Source organism: Blautia difficilis (assembly GCF_014297245.1).
GTDB lineage: Bacteria > Bacillota > Clostridia > Lachnospirales > Lachnospiraceae > Blautia_A > Blautia_A difficilis.
In genome coordinates, this window is record NZ_JACOQG010000001.1 from 65,010 (window position 1) to 91,580 (window position 26,571).

19 protein-coding genes and 2 pseudogenes are annotated in these 26,571 nt (G+C 42.2%); 6 read left to right on the plus strand and 15 right to left on the minus strand.

The features are described from left to right. Positions 1 to 5: 5 nt before the first annotated feature. The 12 genes from minD to mutS form a co-directional block, all read right to left on the minus strand. Positions 6 to 794, minus strand: a complete 789-nt coding sequence (gene minD / locus H8Z82_RS00300; RefSeq protein WP_019161676.1) for a septum site-determining protein MinD — start codon at positions 792 to 794, stop codon at positions 6 to 8. Positions 795 to 852: 58 nt separating this feature from the next. Beyond that, the gene (locus H8Z82_RS00305) at positions 853 to 3,672 is read right to left on the minus strand and encodes a penicillin-binding transpeptidase domain-containing protein (RefSeq protein WP_243176350.1); all 2,820 of its coding nucleotides are present in this window, start codon (positions 3,670 to 3,672) and stop codon (positions 853 to 855) included. Positions 3,673 to 3,734: 62 nt separating this feature from the next. Continuing rightward, positions 3,735 to 4,262: a rod shape-determining protein MreD gene (gene mreD / locus H8Z82_RS00310; RefSeq protein ID WP_019161674.1), complete on the minus strand. Its 528-nt coding sequence runs from the start codon at positions 4,260 to 4,262 to the stop codon at positions 3,735 to 3,737. Further along, a complete protein-coding gene (gene mreC, locus H8Z82_RS00315; RefSeq protein ID WP_186993898.1) occupies positions 4,252 to 5,127 on the minus strand; it encodes a rod shape-determining protein MreC in 876 nt (291 codons plus the stop codon). The genes mreD and mreC overlap by 11 nt, the downstream gene beginning before the upstream one ends. 17 nt (positions 5,128 to 5,144) lie before the next feature. Beyond that, positions 5,145 to 6,158, minus strand: a complete 1,014-nt coding sequence (locus H8Z82_RS00320) for a rod shape-determining protein (protein WP_186993899.1) — start codon at positions 6,156 to 6,158, stop codon at positions 5,145 to 5,147. 12 nt (positions 6,159 to 6,170) lie between these two features. After that, a complete protein-coding gene (gene radC, locus H8Z82_RS00325) occupies positions 6,171 to 6,881 on the minus strand; it encodes a RadC family protein (RefSeq protein ID WP_186993900.1) in 711 nt (236 codons plus the stop codon). An 86-nt stretch (positions 6,882 to 6,967) separates the two neighbouring features. Further along, positions 6,968 to 8,554, minus strand: coding sequence for an NAD(P)/FAD-dependent oxidoreductase (locus tag H8Z82_RS00330; protein ID WP_186993901.1), 1,587 nt, complete (start codon positions 8,552 to 8,554; stop codon positions 6,968 to 6,970). Positions 8,555 to 8,565: 11 nt separating this feature from the next. Then, a complete protein-coding gene (locus H8Z82_RS00335) occupies positions 8,566 to 9,744 on the minus strand; it encodes a BaiN/RdsA family NAD(P)/FAD-dependent oxidoreductase (protein WP_186993902.1) in 1,179 nt (392 codons plus the stop codon). 34 nt (positions 9,745 to 9,778) lie between these two features. After that, on the minus strand, positions 9,779 to 11,053 hold the full coding sequence (locus H8Z82_RS00340; RefSeq protein ID WP_186993903.1) for a methionine gamma-lyase family protein: 1,275 nt from the start codon (positions 11,051 to 11,053) through the stop codon (positions 9,779 to 9,781). A gap of 95 nt (positions 11,054 to 11,148) precedes the next feature. After that, positions 11,149 to 12,093, minus strand: coding sequence for a tRNA (adenosine(37)-N6)-dimethylallyltransferase MiaA (miaA, locus tag H8Z82_RS00345; RefSeq protein ID WP_186993904.1), 945 nt, complete (start codon positions 12,091 to 12,093; stop codon positions 11,149 to 11,151). A 32-nt stretch (positions 12,094 to 12,125) separates the two neighbouring features. After that, on the minus strand, positions 12,126 to 14,177 hold the full coding sequence (gene mutL / locus H8Z82_RS00350) for a DNA mismatch repair endonuclease MutL (RefSeq protein ID WP_186993905.1): 2,052 nt from the start codon (positions 14,175 to 14,177) through the stop codon (positions 12,126 to 12,128). Between the two features lie 6 nt (positions 14,178 to 14,183). Then, the gene (mutS, locus tag H8Z82_RS00355) at positions 14,184 to 16,814 is read right to left on the minus strand and encodes a DNA mismatch repair protein MutS (protein ID WP_243176351.1); all 2,631 of its coding nucleotides are present in this window, start codon (positions 16,812 to 16,814) and stop codon (positions 14,184 to 14,186) included. A gap of 243 nt (positions 16,815 to 17,057) precedes the next feature. On the opposite strand from mutS, the gene H8Z82_RS00360 reads away from it, so the two are divergent. Beyond that, the gene (locus H8Z82_RS00360) at positions 17,058 to 18,917 is read left to right on the plus strand and encodes an ATP-dependent nuclease (protein WP_186993906.1); all 1,860 of its coding nucleotides are present in this window, start codon (positions 17,058 to 17,060) and stop codon (positions 18,915 to 18,917) included. Between the two features lie 32 nt (positions 18,918 to 18,949). On the opposite strand, the gene H8Z82_RS00365 is transcribed toward H8Z82_RS00360, so the two are convergent. The 3 genes from H8Z82_RS00365 to H8Z82_RS00375 all read right to left on the minus strand — a co-directional run bounded on the left by H8Z82_RS00365 (position 18,950) and on the right by H8Z82_RS00375 (position 23,484). Further along, positions 18,950 to 20,194 carry a serpin family protein gene (locus tag H8Z82_RS00365; protein ID WP_186993907.1) on the minus strand — a complete coding sequence of 415 codons (1,245 nt, stop codon included), beginning with the start codon at positions 20,192 to 20,194 and terminating at the stop codon, positions 18,950 to 18,952. Positions 20,195 to 20,472: 278 nt separating this feature from the next. Continuing rightward, positions 20,473 to 22,347 carry a hypothetical protein gene (locus H8Z82_RS00370; RefSeq protein WP_243176352.1) on the minus strand — a complete coding sequence of 625 codons (1,875 nt, stop codon included), beginning with the start codon at positions 22,345 to 22,347 and terminating at the stop codon, positions 20,473 to 20,475. A gap of 363 nt (positions 22,348 to 22,710) precedes the next feature. Continuing rightward, on the minus strand, positions 22,711 to 23,484 hold the full coding sequence (locus H8Z82_RS00375) for a hypothetical protein (protein WP_186993908.1): 774 nt from the start codon (positions 23,482 to 23,484) through the stop codon (positions 22,711 to 22,713). 1 nt (position 23,485) lies between these two features. Between H8Z82_RS00375 and H8Z82_RS00380 the strand changes: the two genes are divergently transcribed. From H8Z82_RS00380 to H8Z82_RS00390, 5 genes and pseudogenes are all read left to right on the plus strand, one after another. After that, positions 23,486 to 24,019, plus strand: a complete 534-nt coding sequence (locus tag H8Z82_RS00380) for a hypothetical protein (RefSeq protein WP_186993909.1) — start codon at positions 23,486 to 23,488, stop codon at positions 24,017 to 24,019. 760 nt (positions 24,020 to 24,779) lie between these two features. Beyond that, complete coding sequence (locus H8Z82_RS17240; protein ID WP_243176353.1) at positions 24,780 to 25,091, plus strand: plasmid recombination protein; 312 nt, start codon at positions 24,780 to 24,782, stop codon at positions 25,089 to 25,091. A 5-nt stretch (positions 25,092 to 25,096) separates the two neighbouring features. After that, positions 25,097 to 25,162, plus strand: a pseudogene (locus H8Z82_RS17855) (hypothetical protein); the annotation flags it as partial. A 72-nt stretch (positions 25,163 to 25,234) separates the two neighbouring features. Further along, positions 25,235 to 26,185 (plus strand): coiled-coil domain-containing protein, encoded by a 951-nt coding sequence (locus tag H8Z82_RS00385; RefSeq protein WP_243176354.1) that lies wholly within the window; start codon positions 25,235 to 25,237, stop codon positions 26,183 to 26,185. Between the two features lie 4 nt (positions 26,186 to 26,189). Then, positions 26,190 to 26,564: pseudogene (locus tag H8Z82_RS00390) on the plus strand (TnpV protein). Positions 26,565 to 26,571 lie beyond the last annotated feature (7 nt).

Here is a 26,571-nt window from a genome sequence, read left to right on the forward strand (position 1 = left end):
ATATTTTATTTCCGAAACATGTTACCGATTTTCCTGAAGAAACTCTTTCTCTCAGCAATGTTCATAAACGGTACATTTTCACCTATAATACGCTGACAGATATTTCTATACTCCTCTTCCGCCTGGGAAGATTTTCCTGAAAGAGGTTCCCCCTGGTTGGTGGCTATCACGATCTGTTCATCATCCAGAATGGTTCCGATCAGATCCACAGCAAGGATTTCTGTCACATCCTCCACAGACATCATATCTCCCCTGGCGATCATATCCGGCCGAAGCCGATTGATGATCAGCTGTATATCCCTGATATCATTTGCTTCCAGAAGTCCTATGATGCGGTCTGCATCTCTGATGGCAGATACTTCCGGTGTAGTTACAACCAATGCCCTGTCCGCCCCTGCTATGGCATTCTTAAAGCCCTGCTCAATTCCCGCAGGACAATCCAGCAGGATATAATCAAACTCTTCCCGCAGATCATCTGTAAGCTTGATCATCTGTTCCGGAGAAACGGCACTTTTATCCTTGGTCTGTGCAGATGGCAGCAGAAAAAGATTGGGATGACGTTTGTCCTTGATCAGAGCCTGACGCAGGCGGCAGTTTCCACCAATCACATCTACCAGATTATAAACAATCCGGTTCTCAAGTCCAAGGACAACATCCAGATTGCGCAGACCGATATCTGTATCAACCACTACAACCTTTCTGCCAAGCATGGCAAGACCTGTTCCAATGTTAGCGACAGTGGTGGTTTTTCCCACTCCGCCTTTCCCGGAAGTAATTACAATGGCTTCACTCATAGTTTGTTTTCCTCCTGATCGATAGGCTTCCATACTCCTGGTATTTTTCTTTTGATGCTTAGTCGTTTGAAGTATCACTGGTATCACTGGAAGCAACACCTGTAAGGATGTTTCCTTCATCAGTCAGTTCAAAAATGTATTTAAAAATATCAGCTGCTGCCAGACACGCATTTCCTGATGTATAACCATTTTCAATACGCACGGCAATTGCATACTGAGGATCAGTGGAAGGAGCATATCCCACAAACATACCATGGTTCGGATGGTAAACACCATCCACCTCGGCAGTACCTGTTTTTCCGGAAACATCCATTCCCAGGCCATCGAACTGTTTGTGAGTCTGAACCACACGGTACATTCCGTCATGAATATCCGCCCATACACCGGAATCCACATCCAAAGTATTGATCACATCAGGCTCGTATTCTTTCAGGGTATTTCCCCTGGAATCTGTCAGTTTACCCAGAAGTGTCAGATCATATACCGTTCCACTGGTGGCAATCGCTGTAGCATACCTTGCCAGCTGACTGGTGGTATAGGCATTGGTACCCTGTCCGATATAAGAGGGTACAGCCAGGGAATCTGACACATGGGGAGAAGATTCTGTGATCTCTATTCCGGTCTTCTTATCCAGGCCGATCAAAGATGCATATTTCTGAAGAACTGCAAGACTCCGGTTCTCAGAGAAATTACCTTCCCCATCCTGTCCCAGCTTAAAACCAACCATATTGAAATAATAGTTACAGGACTGTTCAATGGCCTCCCTGATCTCGATCGGACCATGTCCGTTAATATTCCAACAGTTGATCGGTGGAGTTACCAGGTCAAAGGAGCCTGTACATTCAATATAAGTACTGTCATCGATCACACCCTCTGACATCCCTGCAATTGTTGACAAAATCTTAAAAGTAGAACCGGGAGCTGTGGTCTGCTGTGTTGCTTTATTGAAAAAGGGACTGGACTGATCCATGGAAAGCTTGGCATAATAATCAGTATCCATATCATTTACCAGCAGATTGTTGTTATAACCCGGATAAGAAACACAGGCCAGCACATCTCCGGTTTTTACATCTGTGATCACTGCAGAAGCAGAACATGGCTCCAGCGCCAGCTGCGCCGGCTCGATTTCCAGAGTATATATCTTATTGACCATGAAATCATAGGCGGTCATTGTACCTGATGCCAGAGAATCATACATTCCGTCATCCTTTGAGAGAATTCCCTGGTCATAGAGTACAAGACAGATCTCTCTGCCGGAAATAGTATCCTCCTGGAGCATATACTTATACAGCAGTTTGGAAAAGCTGTTATCTGTCTTCAGGTAGGTAATGATATAATCTGTAAGAGCCTTATATGCTTCCTCAGAATCCAGATATTCTCCCTCAGAGGAAATCTTGGAAATATCAATCCAGTTCTGTCCTGTTGCATAGGTCAGGTAATCCTTCAGACTGATGCTTTCATCCTGACTCCATGCCTTATAAGTAGCGTCCGCAGTATCAATAGCATTTTTTGAGATCACACCCAAAGTATCCCGCAGCAGATCATTACAGATATAAGTGAGATATTCCTGAACCTGATCATTCTCATCCTTTAGAGCAGGAGGATTCTCCTCTGTCAGTCTGTTTGTTATTATATCAAATACCTGTTGCTGTTTTTGCTGAAATTTGGCATATAAATTTTTTTCTGTATCAGAGGCTGTATCCTCACTGAATTTCCGAATATCGATCACACTGTTGGAAATCAGTGCATTGTATACATCATAGATGGGAATTTTAATCTGTGCCGCATTATTAACGCTATAGTCATAGGTTTTTGTGGCCTCTATCTTGGAAAGAAGAATACCCGCAACCCTTTGCTTCAGGATCTGATAGATCGCAGACTGCCATTTACTGTCCACCGTCAGGTATACATCATTTCCTGCCACAGGCTCTACACGTGTGGAATCATCAATTTTCAGAACCTTACCAAGATTGTCTACGGTTACAGTCTCCTCACCATCTGTACCCTGCAAAGTCGTTTCCATATATTTTTCAATACCAACCTTACCTACAATGGCATCATTGGCATATTCCGGATTCTTCTTACGCAGTTCCGTCAATTCCTCTGAAGAAGCACGTCCTGTATATCCCAGGATCGGTCCCAGACTTGGATCATCAATATACTTACGGACAGAATCCTCTACAATATCAATTCCCTGAAGCTCTGTCTGATTTTCCTTGATCGCTGCCACAGACTGCTCACTTACATTGGTGGCAATGGTTACAGCCATATATTTCTTGAAACTGTTGGTACTCAGCTCATAGCGCATGATCGCCAGATCCAGGATCTCCTGTTTGGAAAGCTCCTCAGGAAGATCATAAGCTTCCAGCTCCTCCTTGGTATAGGCATCTTCTCCGTACAGGGCAATAGAAAACCCACTTTTTCCGGTAAGATATTCCATCATTTCATCTGCAGTTGCAGATTTTTGTTTCTCAGTCAGGTTATCGATCAGAGCCTGTCCATAAATATCAGCCCTGAAACGATCCAGGGTAAAGCCCTCATCCACATCAAAAACATAATTGCCGCTGTCATCCAGCACAATATGGAAATCACGGCTAATGGAATCTCCGTTATGTTCCAGGATCTTGAGAACCCGGTAGGCAACACCGTTCAGGGTAAGGTTCTTTTGCCTGGTGGTATCATAAGTTCCGTTATCCTCAAAAGTCACAGAATAAGCCAGAACATTGGAAGCCAGTTCCTCTCCGTTTCTGTCAAAAATATTTCCGCGGGTGCTGTTGATGGCTCGTTTTTTTGTAATACGGGATTCAAATTTGCTGATATAATCCTGCCCCTGAATGATCTGCAGTTCAAAAAGCTGCTTCACCAGGATACCAGACATGAGAACAAACACCACAATAAGTATGGTTGTCCTTTTTATTCGTATTTTCTTTATAAATCTTTTTATTTTAGTACCCAAATAGACTCACTTTCTTTCTTTAACGGACTCATCAGGTGATAATTGATATAGTAAAAAACCCGATAAACAATCAGTGTCAGAATAATCGTATAAAATGTTTCCGGCAAAATGATCCTGCTGAGATAGGTTCCAAGTCCAAGTCTGCCGCGAAGCAGAAACTGCAATGCATACACAGCCAATCCATACAGGATATCACCTGCACCGGCCAGAAATATAGGAACCTTTACATCATCATCATAACAGATCCTATGTGCATAGCCGCTTAAAAAACCAATATACATATAAATCAGTGCATAGAACCCAAAAACAGATCCATAAAACATATCCACCAGAAAACCGCAGAAAAATCCCGTCCACATTCCGCTTTTTCTGCCTCTCATCAGACCCATGGAAATGCACAGGATCAGGATCAGATTAGGAGTGATCGATCCAATGGCAATCCTGGATATGACTGTACTCTGGAGAAGGAAACATATGAGAATGGTAAAAAACAGAGTAATCTTACTCTTCATTAACAGAATCCCCCTTATTCACTGTGATTACCAGCACATCCTTCAGATGAGCGAAATCTACCGGTGTAACGATGGTTCCATTCTTTGTCAGGTTATTGCTGTCCTGGGAAATCTCACTGATATATCCGATAAACAGTCCCTCCACATATTTCTCGCTGATATTGGAGGTGACAATACGTTCTCCCACAGTAACCTTATTATCCTGGTCATACAGCTGGCTGAAGCTTAGCTTTCCCTCGTCGATCAGTTCAAGATCTCCCTCAACCACACAATTATCCTGTGTACTCACAGTCATTGCACTGACATTACTGCTGTCGTCAATAATAGAGCGCACAGTTGCCCAGTGAGCACCCACCTCTGTGACGATCCCCACCAGTCCTTTTCCGGCAATAACATTATTATCTATCCGGATTCCGTCTGAAGTTCCCTTATTGATCATAAAAGTATCATACCAGTTACCAGGATCCTTGGAAATGATCCTGGCAGCAACCTTAGGATATTCTGTATACTGCTGATCCAGGTCATACAGCTGTTCCAGTCTTACCAGCTCTGTCTGATCCTGGATCAGTTTATTATTCTGTTCTGTCAGGCTGTCCACCTGGGACTGAAGTTTCTCATTTTCCGCAAGGATCTCCTCTTTATCCTTCATCCGGTCTGAAATCCCTTTGAAAACAGAACTGATATGATTAATACTGTTTTCAAAGGGAACAATGATCATCCCTGCTGCCTCCTGAAGAGGTACTGTAGTTACCCCTGATGCAAAGGTGGCTACAATACAGCTGGCACAGAAAATAGTCATAATTGCCAACAGATGTTTGCTTTTTAAGTGAATTCTGATTCGTACTTTCTTTTTCAGGTTTTTCATGATATACCCCTAAAAATTTATAATTTTCTCTGCTTCACAGGTATTGCCCATTTACGCAGTTCTTTGTTCTTAATGATCTTTTCCAGACCGGAAACTGCTGATTTCTCATAGAAATCCGACATATTAAAGGTAAAACCAGTATAGCTTGCCAGATATTTGTCCAAATAAGGAAGCCTGGTGCTGCCTCCGGTAATATAAATTCCCTGTTTCGCAATATGATAGGAAATCTGAGGAGGAATACGCTCCAGAAAGGTCTTCATTTCGGAAGCGATCTCATTTACACAGTTCATGATCCCGTCATTTACCACATAAGAAGAAATCACCTCTTCTCTGGGAAGTCCGGAAATACAGTCAATACCAACTACCTTACGCACGCCCTTTCTCTGGTCGCTGAGCCGTCCCATAACCATTTTCAGTCTTTTGGCTGTACGTGTTCCCAGCTGAAGATTGTACCGCTTGCGGATCTCCGTGCATATGGATTCATTCATCTGTCTGCCCCCGATAGGTATCTTTTTGCTGATAATAATTCTTCCTCCGGTGATGATGGACATCTCTGTACTCTGTGCACCCATATTTACAACCATATTTCCGGTGGGATCATCCAGATCCACTCCCATGGCCAACGCATCTGCAATGGGAGATTCTACCATATAGACACGGTTTTTACGCAGCCAGTATCCATTGGCCACATTAAAATATGCCCGTTTCTCAACAGCTGTCATATCCAGAGGAACTGTAAAAAACATTACAGATCCTACCCCCAGAATGTGATCGATCCTGCGTATCATACTGTACAGCACGATCTCCTGCAGTTCCAGATTGGCGATCATTCCAAATGACATGGGCGAACACACTGCAACCTCTGCCGGAGACTTCTCAAACATCTCATAGGCTTCGTTGCCCACAGCAATGATCTTATGCCCTCTGGATGCGATCATGTTTTTTTCCATATAACTTTTGTTTTTAAATAATGAATAGACCTTTACAGAGCTGCTGCCCAGATCTATTCCGTATGTTTTCTCAAACAGCATATATCTGCCCCTTTATCCTGTACATTCATCCCACAGACCGGTTTCCCTGAAACTGCAGTATCTCTGGTCTCCGATCACAATGTGGTCCAGAAGATGTATGCCCAGTAATTCCCCTGCCTGATAAATCCTGGCAGTGATCTCCATGTCCTCCTGGCTGGGAGTAGGATCCCCGCTGGGATGATTATGGATCAGGATCAGGCTGACTGCATGATAACGCAATGCCTCCAGGTAAATTTCTCTGGGTGTAACCAGTGAACCGGTTACCGTTCCCCTGGTCAGCACCTTATCTCCAAGAAAATGTCCTTTCACATCAGACATCATGCAAAGTACAAGCTCCTGTTCCTCATGGCGTAGCTGCTCCATATAATAAGCAGCAATAGAGGATGGATCATTCATTACCAGCTGCGGCCTGGCGGCTGTTCTGGCAATCCGTCTGGAAAGTTCTCCAATGCATTTCAGCTGTACCGCTTTTACCTGTCCGATCCCATGAATCCTCATCAGATCCTGCAGAGATACATGGATCAGTCCTGTCAGCCCGCAATAGGCGGAATCTTCCATAAAATGTAAAATTTCCTGTGCCAATGCCAGAGAATTCTTTCCCTGGGTACCGCTTCGCAGAATCACTGCCAGCAGCTCACAGTCACTTAATGTATTTTCACCCTGTTTGAAACATTTCTCATAAGGGCGTTGTTCTTCCGGTAAATTCTTAATAATATGATTCATAAATTCGCCAATACCGCTCTCTTAAATGCAGACGGCAAATCGCAACCTATATTCTAGCATAAAAAAGGGGAGATGTACACTCTCCCCTAGAAATTTCTATATTTTTTAGAAATGGTTTCTGCAATTTTAATCCCATCCATAGCTGCACTGGTGATCCCTCCTGCATATCCTGCGCCTTCGCCACAGGGATAAACTCCCTGTATATTGGACAGAAGTTCACTGTCACGGGTAATGCGGACCGGTGATGAGGTACGGCTTTCGACTCCGCTGAGTAATGCATCCTCCCTGTCAAAACCTGTGATCCTTTTTCCGAAAGAACGGACTCCCTCTTCAATAGAATCTCCCACTGCCTTTGGAAGAACAGAACGCACATTGGCAAGCACATATTCTCCCTTCATACAGGGAACCACTTCTCCCAGAGCAGTACTGGACTGATTTTTACAGTAATCTCCAAACAGCTGTACCGGAATTTTGCCCTGACCAAGCTCCCAGGCCTTCCGTTCCAGCTCGCGCTGAAATTCTACACCCCGTAAAGGACCTTCTCCCCCAAAGTCTTCAGGAGTTACTGTGACAATCATAGCACTGTTTGCGTTCCGGGAATCCCTGGCCTGATAGCTCATACCATTGACTGCCAGTCTGCCTGGTTCCGAGGAAGCATTGACTACGTATCCTCCGGGACACATACAGAAGGAATAAACTCCTCTTCCGTTTTCACACTTATGAGTTACCTTGTAGGCAGCAGCACCCAGAAATTCATTTTCCTCCTCACCGTAAAGATCCATATTGATCATGGACTGGGGATGCTCAATACGCAGACCTACAGCAAAAGCCTTGGGTTCCATATAAAGTCCGCGGCGATAAAGCATTTCAAAGGTATCTCTGGCACTGTGTCCCACAGCCAGCACACATACCTGGGCAGGAATGATTTCCCTGTCATTTACCTGAATTTCCTTTAACACACCCTTCTCAAAACGGAGATCTGTAACCTTGGCGCGAAAACGGAAACTTCCTCCCATTGCCTCAATATCATGGCGCATTTTCTCCACGATCCCAATTAGTACATCAGTACCCAGATGAGGCTTCTGCTGATAAAGGATTTCCTCCGGTGCCCCAGCCTCCACAAAACGCTTCAGAACCTCATGATTCCTTCCATAAGGATCTTTGACCAAAGTATTTAATTTACCGTCAGAAAAGGTTCCTGCTCCGCCCTCTCCAAACTGCACATTGGAATCCGGATCAAGAATACCGTTTTTCCAGAAATTTTCTACTGTTTTCTGCCTTTTGTCTGCTTCCTCTCCTCTCTCCAGGATCAGGGGCTTATAGCCTGCCTTTGCCAGATACCAGCCGCAGAAAAGTCCGGCCGGACCACTGCCGATCACAACCGGCGGACAGGAAAGAGGCTCTTGCCCAGGTTCCGGAAATACATAAGGCTTCTCTGCTGTTAACATAACATTGTTATTGTTAACCCTTTTTGCAATTTTCTGTTCGTCCTTAATTTTTACATCAATGGTATATACAAACATTTTGTCATTTTTATGTCTGCAGTCCAGAGACTGTTTTCTGATCTCATAAGAAAAGGAAGCTGACGGACTTTTCAGAACCTTTCCGATTTTTTTTTCAAGCTGTTCCTTTGTATGGGAAACAGGAAGCTTAAGCTGTGAAATTCGAATCATAATCATTCTCCTTAAATGTCTGCAGCTGCATGTACACCGGCTGCTGCCCCGCTGCTCCATGCCCACTGAAGATTATAACCGCCGCAGGTTCCGTCTATATCCAGAAGCTCTCCTGTAATATACAGGTTCCTGCATTTACGTGATTCCATAGTATGGGAATAAATCTCCCTGGTATCCACCCCTCCGGAACATACCTGGGCCTGGGCAAAAGAAAGACTGTCTGTCACTGTAAGGGTCAGGCTCTTGACCGCCCTCACCAGATCCTTCTGTCCGGCAAAAATCCGGATCAGCTTTTCCGGAAATAATCCAATAAGAAGCTCTCTGTCATTTTTATAGGGGCAGGTTCTTTTTCGTTTTAAAAGCAGCTCCCGGAATTCATCTGCAGACAGCTCCGGCATAAAATCTATGGTGATTTCTACATCACGGCCCTTTTTTATATTCCGTACTGCATATCTGCTAATCTGAAACACCGGAATCCCTGAAACTCCATAATCAGTAAGCTGCAGTTCTCCCTGCTCTGTAACAACAGGCTTCCCCTCTGAAAAAAGGGTGATTTTCCCCTCTGTACGCACCCCTGACCAGGTTTTAAAGAAATTCCCCTTACATTTCAGTGCAGTAAGTGCCGGCCATACAGGGACTATATGGTGTCCCAGCTTTTTGGCCAGTTCATAACCGCTTCCGTCAGAGCCGGAAATTGCAGAGGCTCTGGAACCATTTGCCAGGATCAGGGCATCTCCTTCGTAGTACCATCCCTCTGTCAGCACACGAAAACCATCTGTTTTCTTTTGGACAGATACCACTTTTTCCTTTGTCTTTATCTTCACCCCCAGATTTGCCGCTTCCATACACAGAACCTCAGTCACACTCTGTGCCTGGCCGCTTCTGGGATAAAGATAGCCTTTTCTGTCCAGAGGATAGATTCCCAGCTCTTTGAAAAACTCTATGGTATCAGACACAGAAAACTGTGAAAGAGCCTCCTGCACAAACTCAGGATGTTCCCCTCTGTATGCATTTTCAGGCATTGCCAGATTTGTATAATTACATCTGCCATTTCCTGTAGCATTGATTTTTTTTCCCGGTTTTTCATTCTGTTCCAGAATGGTCACAGCAGCCCCATTTCTGGCAGCCATGATTCCGGCCATCAGTCCGGAAGCCCCTGCTCCCACAATGATTACATGTTTTTTCTTCATAATGATCTGCTCCCGGCCCTTTCAGGCCACATAATTAGAGAGTAACCAGTTTTTTATCAACAAGCTTCTGCAGAGACATCAATACCCCAAGCTTTGCATGCTCCCAGGTAAGTCCTCCCTGGAAATACACTGCATAAGGAGGTTTCATAGGCCCGTCTGCGGAAAGCTCGATGGAGGATCCCTGAACAAAGGCTCCTGCTGCCATAATAACCTGGCTGTCATATCCAGGCATATCCCACGGCTCCGGATCCACATAGCTGTCCACAGGTGCTGCTGCCTGGATTCCCTTGCAGAAAGCAATCAGTCCTTCCGGTGTACCAAGGCTTACTGCCTGAATGATGTCCTGACGTGGCTCTGTGGAATTTGGGATTACCGGAAATCCAAGTTTTTCATATATATTTGCTGCAAAAACAGCACCCTTTAATGCCCCCTTGGTAACCATCGGTGCAAGGAAAAATCCCTGGAAGAAAGAACGGTTAACCCCCAGGGTTGCTCCTACCTCACTGCCAAGTCCGGGACAGGTCATTCTGTAAGAAGCATTTTCCACGCACTCCTTAGTACCTGCAATATAACCGCCGATCGGTGCAAGTCCGCCGCCCGGGTTCTTGATCAGAGAACCTACGATCATATCTGCACCAACATCACTTGGCTCAATGGTATCTACGAACTCGCCATAGCAATTATCTACCATACAGATCACATCTGGTTTGATACTCTTAACGAAAGCAATCAGTTCCCCGATCTGCTTTACGGAAAATGAGGGGCGTGTCTGGTATCCCTTGGAACGCTGAATCTCTACGAGACGGGTTTTCTCATTGATTGCCTTGCGGATACTGTCATAGTCAAAGGTTCCGTCTTCCAGAAGTTCTACCTGCCGATAAGTTACACCATATTCTGCGAGAGAACCTTTTGACGGACGGATACCGATGACTTCTTCCAGAGTATCGTATGGTTTTCCGGCAGGTGCCAGAAGTTCATCTCCCGGACGGAGATTTCCGAATAAGGCGATTGCCAGTGCATGAGTTCCACATGTGATCTGCGGACGTACCAGACATGCTTCTGTGTGGAAGGTGTCTGCATAAACCTTTTCAAGAGTTTCACGGCCAATATCGTCATATCCGTAACCGGAAGAACTTCCGAAGCATTCTGCACTTACCTTGTTCTTCTGCATGGCAAGAAGCACCTTCATCTGGTTATATTCTGCAGTTTTATCAAATTTTTCAAATCTTTCTTTTAAGGATTCCTCAATCTTATGACCAAAGTCATAAACCTCTGAAGAAATTCCAAGCTGTGCGTACATTTCTTTCATAACTTGTTTCGTCCTCATTTCTGTTTACATTATTATCTTTATTTTATCTCTGAATTTCACTTATTCTGTATCAGTGATTTTTAAGAAGAATTCGGTTATAGAATTCCTTTGCTTTTGCATATCTTTATCATCTCATCAAGGATTCTGTCTTCTTTATAGTCAAACTCATCCTTGTTCATCCAGATGGTATCCTTCTCCCTGCGAAACCAGGTCAGCTGGCGTTTTGCAAAATGTCTGGTATCTCTTTTCAGGATCCTGATTGCTTCCTCTAAGGGATACTCGCCATCCAGATATGCAAGGATTTCTTTATATCCAAGTCCCTGCATGGAAACCATTCCTCTGTGGTATCCCATATCTTTTAACTTCTGCACTTCCTCAAGGAGTCCCTCTTTTAACATCTCATCAATACGGTCATCAATCCGTTTATAAAGAAGTTCCCTTGGTACATTCAGCACAAAATATGCCAGATTATAAGGGGTTTCGTGTTCCTTCTGTTCCTGATTATGTGCGGAGATCGGCGACTGGTTCTGATGATAAAATTCCAGTGCCCGGATCACACGTTTCACATTATTGGCATGGATTTCCCCGGCACTGACAGGATCAACATCCAAAAGCATCTGATGCAGATATTCATTTCCCTTCTCTGCAGCAAGCTGTTCCAGCTCCTGACGGTATCCGTCTTCCTGCTCTGCCTGAGTAAAATCAATATCCTTTGTAATAGCCTGTATATAAAATCCTGTTCCACCTACCAGGATCGGGATCTTACCCTTTGCATAAATCTCTTCCATGGCAGCTTTTGCCATCTGCTGGAATTTCACGATATGAAATTCTTCCTCAGGCAGCAGTTCATCTACCAGATAATGCTTTACTCCCTGTATCTCCTCCGGCCGGATCTTGGCAGAACCGATATCCATATATTTATAGACCTGCATGGAGTCTGCAGAAATGATCTCTCCGTTTACTGCCTTTGCAAGTGCAATGGAAAGATGTGTTTTTCCTGCTGCCGTTGGCCCTGTGAGAACGATCAGTGGCTTCTTCATTTTCAACTCTCCCTTTTTGTCAGATACTTTTATTATACGATACGCTTGAATTTCTTTTCAAGCTCTGTTTTAGTCATGGAAATAATGGTTGGCCTTCCGTGAGGGCAATGATAGGGATTCTCCAGTGTGAGCAGTTCATCAATCAATGCATTTGCCTCCTGATCGGACATCCGGTGATTTCCCTTTACCGCAGCCTTACATGCCATGGTGGCCAGTCTGGAAGCAAAAATCCCAAGAGGATCCTTATCTTTCTCAGAAGCAAGATTGTCAAGCATTTCCAGAAAAAGTTCTTCCTCCTCAAGACCATACAGATTGGCCGGGACTGCATTGATACAGTATTCCTTACCGCCAAACGGCTCAATCTCAAATCCAAAATCCTGGAAATACTTACGGTTAGCCTTAAGAAGAGCCTCTTCCTGAAGATTCAGGGATACGATCAGCGGCGGGCTGAGGTACTGGGATTCTATTGTCTGCTCACGAAACCTTTTTACGAAACGTTCATAATAAACCTTTTCATGTGCCGCATGCTGGTCGATAATAAAAAATTTATCCTCAAACTGAACAAGCCAGTAAGTATCAAAAATCTGTCCGATCAGCTGATGACGGTTTCGGGATTCAGGAGCAAGAAGTTTCTCCTCAAATAATTCCAGCTGCTGTGGCCTGATCTCTTCTGATATGACATTTTTGTTTTGTTCTATCTGTTTTCTGTTTCCTTCTGAATCCGCAGCAGTCTTCAGATATTCTGCAGTTTTCTGTTCTGCAATTTCCTGTTTTGTCTCTGAAAATACCGTTTGTTCTTCATTCTTTTTATCACTCAGTGTTCCCTCAAAAAACCGTTCCTCTGCCTTTGTAAGAGGATCCCTGGTCTGATAAATCTGCTGTTCACGCACTGCCTGTTCTGCCATTGTGACAGTTCCCCTTGGAAGTGCAGCATGCTCAGAAACTCTGCAAGCTGTATTTACATTCTGTGTACGATACTCTGGAATTTCCGCCCGGCGCCTAGTTTCAAATGGCTCCGGTACATCCCCCGGTTTCACCACAGACGACAGTTTCTTTACCGGTTCTTCTTTTCCAAAAGGTACTGTCTGGATCATTTCTCTTGTAGTAAGAGCCTTGTGGACTGTCTCATAAACTGCATCATAAACTTCCGTTCCTCTTGCAAAACGTACCTCCATCTTGCTTGGATGTACATTTACGTCCAAATCATTTCCCTCCATCTGGATATGAAGAGAAACAAAGGGAAACTTATGCTGCATGAGAAATCCCTTATAGGCATCCTCGATTCCCTTTGCAATGATCCTGTTTTTTACAAAACGTCCGTTAATATAGTAATTCTCAAAAGTACGGTTGCCTCTGGAAATCTCCGGTTTTCCCACAAAACCCTCAATCTTCATGAAATCATTCTCGTAGGATACTTCAAGAAGTGCTTTGGTAATATCTCTTCCATATATATTATAGATCACATCTTTTACATTATAATTACCGGATGTGTGAAGCTTCACCTGTTTATTCTGGATATATTTAAAAGAAATTTCAGGATGGGACAATGCCAGCTGCTCCATCAAAGTGCTGACATAATTTCCCTCCGTAGTATCTGATTTCAGGAACTTGCTTCTTGCAGGTGTATTGTAAAAAAGATTTCTTACCAGGAAAGTAGTTCCTTCTGGAGCCCCCATATCCTCTAAAGACTCCTGTACACCACCATTGATCACATAGCGGACTCCGCTTAATGCAGATGGGGTTTTTGTGATCAGTTCCACTTGTGCAACAGCGGCAATGCTGGACAAAGCCTCACCGCGAAATCCAAGAGAGGCAATGTGTTCCAGATCCTCAACCTTCTCAATCTTACTGGTGGCATGACGCAAAAATGCCAGGGGTACCTGATCTCTTTCCATACCCCCGCCATTATCTGTGATACGTATCATCTTTTTGCCGCCGTCTGTGATCTCCACTGTTACAGCAGTTGCTCCTGCATCAATTGCATTCTCCACAAGCTCCTTCACAATGGAGGACGGACGTTCCACTACCTCACCGGCAGCGATCTTATCTATGGTCTGCTGGTCTAATACTGCAATTTTTCTCAACTTTTATCACCATCTGTTCTTAATCTTGTTTTGCAGGTTATAAAGTGTGTTCATTGCCTCCATTGGAGTCATATTCCCCATATCAAGGCCCTTGATTTCATCAATAATATCGTTATCCTTAACTGTATCGAACAGAGACATCTGTGCCATATCCATCTGATCGTATACAGGCTTTTTCTTTTTCGCAGATGTCAGGTCTTTTACTGCTGCCGTAATATCCGCATCACTCAGCTCCTCCACCAGTTCCTTTGCTCTCTGGATTACAGAATCAGGCACACCTGCCAGCTTGGCAACCTGAATACCATAGCTCTTATCTGCACCACCCTGAACGATTTTACGTAAGAATACGATATCGTCTCCTTTTTCTTTGACAGCGATACAGTAGTTATTGACTCCCGGAATCTTGCCCTCCAGTTCAGTAAGCTCATGGTAATGAGTAGCAAATAATGTTTTGGCGCCACAGAGCTTCGTATTGCTGATATGCTCGATCACTGCCCATGCAATTGCAAGACCGTCAAATGTACTGGTACCACGTCCGATCTCGTCCAGGATCAGAAGGCTCTTTGCAGTTGCATTTCTCAGAATATTCGCAACCTCTGTCATTTCCACCATAAAGGTACTCTGACCGCTTGCCAGATCATCCGATGCACCAACACGTGTAAAGATTCTGTCAACAATTCCGATATTTGCTTTTTCAGCAGGGACAAAGCTTCCGATCTGTGCCATCAGTACGACCAGGGCAGTCTGTCTCATATATGTAGACTTACCTGCCATATTTGGACCTGTGATAATGGATACCCTTTTTTTATGGTTGTCCAGATATGTATCATTTGCAATAAACATATCGTTCTCTATCATCTGCTCTACAACCGGATGACGGCCATTCTTGATGTCAATCACACCTGTTGTGTTTGTTTTTGGACGCACAAAATGATTTCGTTCTGCAACCAGTGCAAGGGAAGCAAACACATCTAATGCGGCTACTGCCTTGGCTGTTTTCTGAATACGCACAACCTCTTTACCGACAGTATCACGCACATTACAGAATAATTCATATTCCAGCGCATAAAGCTTGTCCTCTGCACCAAGAATTAAATCTTCCAATTCCTTCAATTCCTGTGTAATGTAACGTTCTGCATTAGAAAGTGTCTGCTTACGAATATAGTTGTCAGGTACCTGGTCTTTAAATGTATTGGTAACCTCCAGTGAATAACCAAATACACGATTATATTTAATCTTCATTGTCTTGATACCGGTACGCTCACGTTCCCTTGCTTCCAGTTCGGAAAGCCATTTTTTGCCATCTGTTCTGGAACGGCGGAATTTATCTACATCTTCATTATAACCTTCTTTGATAATACCGCCATCCTTCTGTGCAAGAGGCGGATCTTCCACGATGGCACGCTTGATCAGATCTGTTACATCTTCCAGAGAGTCCATATCTTCATAAATTTTCTGAAGCAGGGGAGTCTTAAATTCTTTTAGTACCTGTTTTATATATGGAAGCATTTCCAGTGAAGAAGCAAAAGCGATCAGATCCCGCGGATTAGCTGACTTATAACTGATACGGCTGATCAGTCGTTCCAGATCATAGACAGGTCCCAGATATTCCCTGATCTCGTCGCGAAGCATTCCATTTTTATTTAACTCTTCCAACGCCTCAAGACGTTCCTCGATCTCATCTCTGTCGATCAATGGCTGTTCTACATAACTGCGAAGTGTTCTGGCACCCATGGCAGTCTTTGTCTTATCCAGTACCCAGAGAAGAGAACCTCTTTTCTGTTTTTCACGTAATGTTTCTACAAGTTCAAGATTCCTGCGGCTGGAGCTGTCGATCAGCATATACTTTTCTGCTGCATACGGACGGATCGTCGCCATATGGGACAGCGCGGTTTTCTGTGTTTCCTTCAGATAAAGGAAAAGTGCTCCTGCTGCAATGATCCCGCAGTCATAATCACCAACGCCCAGTCCCTCCAGAGAACCTACATGAAAATGTTCTTTTAGTGTGCGGCGGCACAACTCGTCATCGAAATACCAGGAATCCAATGAAAAAACACAAATCCCAAGACGGTTCTGCAAGTCATCTGTATCTATATTAGACATATAAAAAGAATCATTACAGATAATCTCTGCAGGAACAAATTTATTGATCTCATCAAGAAGTTTCTGAGGTTTGTCCACCTCAGTAAGGAAACAGTCACCTGTTGTAATGTCTGCAATAGCGCATCCGAAATGTTCTTCCATAGACACAATAGACATCAGGTAATTATTCTTTGTCTCATCAAGAGCAGCAGCATCCAGTGTGGTTCCTGGGGTTACGATCCTTACAACCTCACGCTTTACCAGTCCTTTGGCTTTTTTAGGATCCTCTACCTGCTCACAGATTGCTACCTTATGTCCTCTCTCAATCAGACGATTAATATAAGTCTCCGCAGCATGATAAGGGACACCACACATGGGTGCCCTCTCCTCTAATCCGCAGTCTTTTCCTGTAAGGGTAATCTCCAGTTCCTTGGTGACAAGCAATGCATCATCAAAAAACATTTCATAAAAATCTCCCAGACGGTAGAATAAAATGCAGTCTTTATATTGTTCCTTTGTCTTGCAGTATTCCTGCATCATCGGACTCATTGCCATTTAATTGTTATCTCCTATCTTCATAACAGCTCACTGCTGTTTTTTATCTCGTATATATTGTATTTTTGACATCTTAAAATTTTAACATGAATAAATAGAAGATGCAAGAACTACATTGTTTCCGATTGATTTTTTACTTTTGCAGATGCTATAATTATAGTATTCTCATATATGGAAATCTATCAGAATAGTCTTTGATTTTTATAAAAATCGTACAATTCTGTAAAAAAGAGAGGGAATCTTATGCGTATCCAGAAACTTCACATTAAAAACTTCCGATACATTCGCAGTCTTGAAATCTGTGATATAGAAAATGCCTTAATACTGGTTGGAAAAAATAACGTGGGAAAAACAGCAGTTCTCTGCGCACTCTGCGCAGTAGGCGGGCAATACGAGATTGCAGAAACTGATTTTAATGAAAAAAAACAAAATATAGAGATTGATATCACTCTTGAAATCACACAGGAAGACCTAGAACTTCTTCACAGACTCCGTAAAGTCAGTTCCTACCGGAGAATGGAAATCTGGATGAGGGAATTTCAGAAAAAGCTCCCATCCTATAAAGGTAATATGCTGACATTTTCCTACATTGCTAATTACAATGGGCGTATCCGATTGTCGGATGGATATCACAAAAACAATCCTGCCATTCGAGAAGTTTTTCCAAAGATATATTATCTGGACAGTCAACGTGATCTGAACGGAATTCAGGATAGTCTCTTATCATTTATGGAAGATGATCTGCTGAATCAGATGCGCGCCGACTGCTGCCTTTTTGACCGTTCCAAGAAATGCAATCACTGTTTTTCCTGTATCGGACTGATTAATCAAAAAATGCCGTCTCAGCTAAATGCTTTTGAGACTGAGAAACTTTTAGAATATAAATTGTACCAACTGAATCTTGACAGTTTTTCTCAGCGAGTCAACGAAAACTTTCATAAAAACGGCGGTACCTCCGGAACCATCTGTTATGAATTGACCTGCAATACAGACAGGATTTTTCAGGTAAATGCATATCTGGAGTCAAAAGAGTCGCACGTACCGGAACATATTTCTTCTCTGGGAAAAGGAATGCGCAGTATTTATATGCTTTCTCTGCTGGAATCCTATCTGGAGGATGAAGAACGTGTCCCTGGAATGATTCTTATGGAAGATCCGGAGATTTTCCTGCACCCTACCTTACAGAAGAAATCCAGTGAAATTCTGTACAGACTTTCCAGAAAAAGCCAGGTTATTTTTACAACACATTCCCCAAATCTGCTGTTCCAGTTTAACAGCAGGCAGATTCGTCAGATGGTTTTGGATGAGGATGGATATTCAGTGATCCGAAGCCATACAAATCTTTCTGCGATCCTGGATGATCTGGGATTTACTGCCAGTGACCTTCTGAATGTCAGCTTTGTCTTTATTGTGGAAGGTAAACAGGACAAAAGCCGGCTGCCACTGCTTCTGGAAAAATATTATTCTGAAATTTACGATCAGAAAGGAAATTTGTCAAGGATTTCCATTATTTCTACTAACAGCTGCACTAACATAAAAACTTATGCCAATCTTAAATATATCAATCAGACATATCTGCGTGATAATTTCCTGATGATCCGGGATGGGGATGGTAAAGATGCAGAAGAACTGGCTTCTTCCCTGTGCAGGTATTATGAGGCTCGTAACCGTGAGGATATGGACAGACTGCCGCGTGTGACTCGAGAAAATGTTCTGATCCTGAAGTATTATTCCTTTGAGAATTATTTCCTGGATCCGAAGATAATGGAAAAAATCGGAGTGATAAAAAGTGAGGATGATTTCTACGAAATCCTGTTGAAAAAGTGGAATGAATATCTATACAAATTAAAAAGCGGTCAGCATCTCACAGAAATGATCGGCCATGCTCTCAAAAATACTACAGATATCAGAGAACATATGGAAGAAATCCGTATCTGTCTCCGCGGACATAATTTATATGATATCTTTTACGGAAGATTCCGTAAAAACGAAACTGAAATCCTCAAATCTTATATAGAGGAGGCTCCAAGGGATACTTTTAAAGATATTCTGGATGCAATTGACCGTTTTGTTTATTTTGAGAACAGAAAAAATAATTCATGAAGAGGGATGCCACGCATGGCATCCCCTTTTCATCAGGAAACTGTCATTACTTTTCCCATAAACAGTATTTCGTCATTGCTCCTGTCATAGATCAGGAAGGCAAAAGGACGAGTGAGTTCCACATTTTTGATAACTGGTTCTTTCTCCTCTACAGCTGACATACATTCCATGATAACTGCTGTCACCGCTGCTGCTTTCGTGCCGTTTTCATCCAGTTCCAGTTTTGTTTTCTGCAGTATCGTATCTACATTTACATTTTTGTCTGCAATACCGGAGAAATCAGCGTTGCTGGAAAATATATTATCAAGCCCCAGGCTTGAGAGTATGTCATTTAGGACGACGGTAGTCTCAAAATCAAGTTTTGGCATCTTACATTGTACTTCGTCATACTCTGGCTGAGATTTCAGAAGTCCACCAATATCCAGATCCTCAAGTGTAAAATCGCCTTCATCGACAGGCAGGATTCCGACAAAACTCAATCCATTTGCATACTCCCTGTCAAATGCTGTTGCCTTATCATTTTCATAATACCTGTCTCCGGCACAGGTCATGTATTTTGTCTTTTCATTGTTTCCAAACTTCTCTTCTGTATCAGAAACATTCCAGGGTTCTCCACTCCATCCGGACTCAAAATATAGTGAATTAGTTAAGCACAGTCCGGTAGTATCATTGATCAGATCCGGGGTTATGATTTTCGGGATCAGCCCTTCCGTATTTTTGTCACACCAGGAATTAATGATACCGCATGTTTTCTCGGCAGCGGAAAAATCTACATTTTCCACTTCAGCCCCAAAACCGTTCGTTACTGAATTTTTAAATTCTTCCTGTAATGTCAGATTATTATCCACCCAGACTGCATCTGCAATCTTTAATTTTGACTTATATCCGTAACTCTCATCTTCAGTATTATATTCTTTAATCTTGTTCAGATATTCCTTTGCATAAGATGCAAAATCATCGGTTCCTAGGTAATTACATAGAACTTCTTTTGTCTCTCCTTTTGCACCTTCTGCGATCATGCCCAGCGCAAAATTAAGGCTTGTTGGACTGAACATAATATTTTCCCCATTGACTGCCGCAGAGATTTGGTCTGTCATTTTTACGGAATTCTGTAATGTCACAGCTTTGTCGATACTGGCTCCTTTATTACCGGACACCGTGTCTTCATTGCTGCTTTGGATTTCACTGGCTTCTGCGGAAACGGCATATATGCCGACAACTGGCAGTGCGACAGTCATAGCTGCCAGTATTCCGATTAAGAGTTGTTTTCTTATCATAAGGCATTTCCTCCTCTGGCATTTTCTTTAGTTTAACATATTTTTCTTTCGGTTTTGTAATCTGTGCTGATGTAGTTAATGAAAAAACAGGACAACAGGAACGTATTTTACTCTTGCTTAAGTAATATCACAGTTGATCTCCTTTTTTTACAGGGAATTCCCATTGAAATCAGACAAAAGCAGGGCAGAAACAGCATTAAAACTGTTTCTGCCCTGCTTTTATATATTCAGATGATATCATGTTTTATCATTTCACTGTAGCATCTAAGAAAGAGAACCTATTTCTTTGTCTTGAATTTCTTCATTGTGGAATATGGACTGTAAACTCTGGATTTATTCTTGGAGGTCTTATTCCAGGAACGTACTGCCACATACCAGGTACCTTTCTTTACGTTTGTAAAGGTTACAGTTACGGTATTTTTGCCTTCTGTACGTTTCAGATATTTCTTAACCGGATATTTCTCACCTGCGGAAGTCTTATATTTGTTTCCAAGCAGGATTTCATAACCTGTGGCATTTTTGCATTTTGTGTAAGTAACAGTCACAGTGTTTCCTTCTACAGTAATATTCTTGATCTTTGGCTGCTGTGGTGTGACAACAGTGATCTTGATCTTCTTGATCTTTGTCCAGGAACCATAGACCTTATTGCCCTGTGCATCCAGAACCCAGCTTCGGGCTGCCACATACCAGGTACCTTTTGAAAGATATCTGAAAGATGCCTGTGGCTTGCCGGTTGAGGAAATTGTTTTGCTGAATTTACCGGTCTTAAGCATATCTGATTTCCTGCTGATCACGAAGTCATAACCCTGAGCACCGGCACATCCTTTGGCAAGTTTGACAGTAAGCTTGTTTCTGTCAATGGAGTAGCTGGAAATCTTTGTGTCGGCAGGTCGCAGGTATGTACCGTTTTCATCTGTGATACTTCCGTCTGTGTGAATGACTCTGCCATTGAGAGATTCTGTACCAAATGCTATGAAATAATCCTGTCCTTTGGAAAGGGTAAAGTCGGCATATGGAATACTGCGCTCAAATGCACCGCCTACAGTTACAGTCTGGATACACTGCAGAACCCCATTCTCAACATCATACCAGAACAGATTTGCCATAAGTCCTGCACAGGAGGCATCTGCCTTTACGGAAAGCACAGCCGGGAAATCAAAAGCTCCGCTTCTTCCAAGATGGAAACCGAAATCATTCTGGTTTGCGGAGATCAGGCTGTATAACGCTGCCGGGATATATTCTGCTGTGTTTGTAACAGAAAGATCGGTATCAACAGGTGTTTCTGCTGTAATGGAAGTACCGTTGATCTTCCAGATGAAACCATTCTCCATATCAAGGTTCAGGGAAATATCTTTTCCTTTTATCCCGGATAAAACAGAAGCAGGAAGTGTCCTGGCACCATTCATGATAATGGAGATGGTATCTTTTTCTTTGGAAACCTTGATCAGATCATTGACAGCATCCCAACCTTTCTTCTGGAAACTTCCCTCAATATAAGGTTCCCCGTCACCAAGTTTACCGAGAGTTTTTGTATCCTGATGTTTACACCACTTACAGGTGTAAGTTATGATACCGTCAGTTTCGGCAGTTGGTTCTGTAGTGATAACACCGTTATCATAGTCATGTCCATATGCGGAAATGGTATAACCATAGGAAATTGTTTCATTACAGTCTTTACAGTAGGTATCTCCACTGTATCCGCTGGAAGTACAGGATGGAGAGGAGTAGTAGCGTTCTGCAGTATGTTTGTGTTCGCATTTACTTCTGATAATTGTGTAAGTAACAGTTTCGCTTACATAATTTCCTTTGTCTTCGCCAGTGTAAATTGCGGCAGCAGAATTGTTTCCAACCTGTAAATCTTTAGCTGCATCTTCTGTCTGCCATTTCCAGTTTGCAGGAAGAAGGTTAGCAGCAATCTCATTTACTTTCTTACAGGACCACGGAACGGATATTTTGGCTGTAGATGGATAGCCTGGTGCTTCAGAAGCTGGATTGATAGTTGCCTGTATTGGACCATATATCTTTGTAGCATAATTATCTTTGCTGATTTTTATCCATACATTTGTTTTTTGGGCATCTGCTACTGTTTTTACGTTTGGACAGGTTGAACTCCAAATAGTAGTTTCGTTTGGACTTTCTGTTGAATATTCCACATTACTGCCAGTTGGAAAGATGCCCGTGATAATTGGGTGTTCATCTCCGTCATATATTCCATTATATGCTGTAATTTTAATGGAATTTTCATCAAAGGTTGCCGGCTTAATCGTGAAAGTCCAAGACTTATCCGCTGTAAAACTTTTTCCTGCTATATTTGCCTTTACAGTATAAGTTCCTACATCGACAGCTCCATTTGTTTGCGGGTTATTATCACCATTTTTGTAATAGGACAGGGTAATGTTTCCTATATTTTGAATATTGCATTGTAAAGAAGCTTTTTTTTCTGTTCCGTCATATGTTAAATTAGATGGCTCAGTAAATATAAAGTTCTGTTTTCCGAGGGTTTTTGTATCCTGATGTTAGCATCGCTTACAGGTGTAAGTTATGATTCCGTCAGTTTCTACAGTTGGTTCTGTAGTGATAACACCGTTGTCATAGTCATGTTCATATGCGGGAATGATATGACCATAGGAAATTGTTTTATCACAGTCTGTGCAGTAGGTATCTCCGCTATATCCGCTGGAAGTACAGGATGGAGAGGAGTAATAACGTCCGGCGGTGTGTTCGTGTGTACATTTACTTCTCGTGATTTCAAATTTAACGGATTCTTTTACATAATTGCCTTTGCCTGCATCAGAACCGGTATAAACTGCGATAACAGAATTACTTCCTATCTGTAAATCCTTAGAAGAATCTTGCCAGTTCCAGTTTGTGGGTAATTTAGTGGTTATGTCTGCAACTTTCTTACAAGTCCATGGAACGGATATCTGGGGGTTCAAAGGAAGATTTTCTATCTGTGTTGGAGAGATTATTGCTTGAATTTCACCAGACAACCATGGCTCATAATTATCTTTGCTGATACGTATCCATACTTTTGTTTTTTTAGAATCAGATACATTTTTTACTTTCGGACAGGTTGTATTCCAGTTAGGAGTTCCGGTTTCTGTTGAATATTCGACCTTACTGTCATCTGGATAGACTGAATTTTCATTTATAACTGGGTGCTCACTGCCATCATATGGTCCACTATATGCTGTAATTTTGATGGAATCTTTATCAAAGGTTGCCGGATTAATCGTAAGTGTTCCGGAAGTTGCCTTTATATTATAATTTTTATTTGTATATGAATCCATCGTGATTGACCAAGAGGTATTGGCATCTGTAATTGATGAAAGTTTTGTTGCTTCTAATATTTTTGTGAATTTATTTTCAAAGCAGCCATATGAAAGGGCAGCGTTTGATAATAAAGATTTCGAAAGAGATGTTGTATATAGTATTGGTAAAAATGGTGCAATATATGATAAATTCGAACTTTATGTACCAGTGAAATGTCGGTTTGTTAAAGAAAAATCTAATACTATTACTTTGAAGCACCCGTATTTTAAACTTAAAATCACACCAACTTTTACCGGATTTGGAACGGTTTTGCCACGTGATTTCGAGAAGAGATATATGCAAATTGAGAATCTTTCAAATATTTCGTGTTACAAAATAATGATTGGAATAGATTTGAAGTTTTCGCCACTTGCTTTTTTTATGAACAAAGAGCAATATTATGGTTGGATAGATAAATTTGCAAATGAGTTGATAAATTATGCATCAATTGATAAATTTTTTGAGAAAATAAGATGGGATGTGGTTAGAACTTTTATGAAGTGTAATAAGTAACGTATTGGCAACATTTTGGCAACAGAAAATCAGTAAGCCAGAATAATTGATGTATTTGAAGTAAAAACAGGGGTGTATTTGCACAAAACTTAAATAAATACAGTTAAGAACCGCAAAGGACACGCCGAGTTTGAGTAATTAAAAATTTCTGGAAAGCCTTATAAACAGGGCGTTTCCGAGTAGATAAAGTTCTATTTGATAACAAAATGATAACACAAGAGATTTTGGCATTATTTATCCGGAATCTTGTGGTTATCAGGTAATATGTGTGAAACCAACAAAAAGGTCTTACTGAATTGAGTGAAATCAATTTGGTAAGGCCTTTTTTTCATGTGCGCCTAGCGGCGCACGTTTCTAACGGGTTAAAGTCCCGAATCCACCCGGTAGTGGGAAGGATATAGCTGAAGGCAAGACAATGGTATCTTGTAGGAACACCGTATTGTGATGACCTAGAATATATCCGGGCAAGAATACAGTAATAGATTAGTTAAGTGAGTAACGTAGAAGTAATCCGACCAACGGAAGGAATAATGGTCTCCGCTCCGCTTCAGTCGGTGCAGAACAGACGTCCTCCGGTAGGGCGCAAGGGTACTTTTGATGGGCGGTACGGCTGTCGAAAGTGCTTTTGCGTTACTTTTGACAAAAGTAACAAAACCGCCGTATCCGGCGAAGATTTCTTATAATCGCCATAATTGGCGGAAATACAAATTATGTGCCATATCTGGCACGCTTTTTAGAAGGAGAGGTGAGGAGCATAATGATGAGAAGAACGATTAGCGGCATGATAGGAACTGGATCGCTGGCCCATAACAGACGGGATTTTATAGCTGAAAATGTAGACCCGGACAGAGTATATCTGAATATCTGTTACCAGAATGAAAACCTGAAAGAAGTATATAAAGAGTTGTTTGATGATTCTGTGGAACGGTACAATGTGGGAAAAAGAAAGGATCGGCAGATTACAAATTACTATGAAAAAATTCGTCAGGGAAAGCTGTTCCACGAAGTGATTTTCCAGATTGGAAATCGAGAAGATATGGCTGTGGGAACGACAGAAGGAGACCTGCGGTAAAAGTACTGGATGAGTATGTAAAGAATTTTCAGCAACGAAATCCAACGCTTCATGTATTTAGCTGTTATCTGCACCAGGATGAAGCTACACCACATCTGCACATTGATTTTGTCCCTTATGTAACTGGCTGGAAAGGGAAAGGAATGGATACCAGGGTTTCCCTGAAGCAGGCATTAAAAAGTCTGGGATTTCAAGGCGGGAACAAACACGATACAGAGTTGAATCAGTGGATCAACCATGAAAAAGAATTGCTTGCAGAGATTGCACGACAGCATAGAATTGAATGGGAGCAGAAAGGGACACATGAGGAACATCTGGATGTTTATAATTTTAAGAAGAAAGAACGTAGAAAGGAAGTACAGGCACTGGAACAGGAGAAAGAATATCTCACTGCTGAGAATGAAGGACTAACTGCACAGATTGCGGAAGTAAGAGCAGATATCCAGCTTTTAAAAGATGATAAGGAGCAGGCCGTTCAAGATAAAGAGGCAGCTGAGAAACGTGCGGAAAAAGCTGAGAAAGATCTGCACAGTCTGGAAGAACGCAGAGAACGGTTACAGCCTGTTATGGATAATGTCAGTAAGGAAATAAAGGAATATGGGGCAGTGAAAACCTTACTTCCGGAAGCAGGGACATTAGAACGTGCAACAACTTACCGGGATAAAAAGATAAAACCACTGTTTACCCAGATGAAAAATAAAATTGCGGCAATGGCAGCCCTGGTCAAAGAACTTACCAAAGAAGTAGAAAAATGGAAACAAAAATATCAGGAAACAAAGCAGGCATATAACCGAATGCAGAGAAAGTTAGATACAATGCGTGAAGAAAAAGAGCAGTTATCTGAGGAAAAGCAACAATTGCAGGGCGTTTCCGACAGATATGACCGGGTAGTGCGTGTACTTGGGGAAAATGTTGTAGAGGATGCGGTACAGCAAGATATACAGGAGCAGAAAGCATTAGAAGAAAAACGGCAAATGGAGCAAATGCCCAAAGGAAGTATTCACGAAAGATTGGCTTGGGGTGCCCGTAAAAGTGAAATGGAGAATCAACAGCGTAAGAAAAATAAAACAAAAAATAGAGGAATGAAGAGATAAGACGATGAAAAAGCACATTTATGATGAAAGCAATGGATTAAGCTACACACTGCATGGAGACTATTATTTGCCGGATCTGGCAGTGAATGAGGAAGAACCGACATATGGTAAATACGGAATACTGCGGAAATGGTTTCTGAAAGAGCATAGACCGGCACGATACCAGTATTTATTGATGACGGGGGAATTGGTAGCACATTTGAACTAAGTTGATCAGGAAACCAGAGAGCAGGTGGAAACCCTGATAAAGCAGATGACGGAAAAACAGGGTGTGACGGAACAACTGAGAATGCAGGATCAGATGAAATGGGTTGGATTGATGAATAATATAAATATATGTGCGGAAGAAATTGTGCTACAAGGGATTGTGTATATGTGAGTAAAGA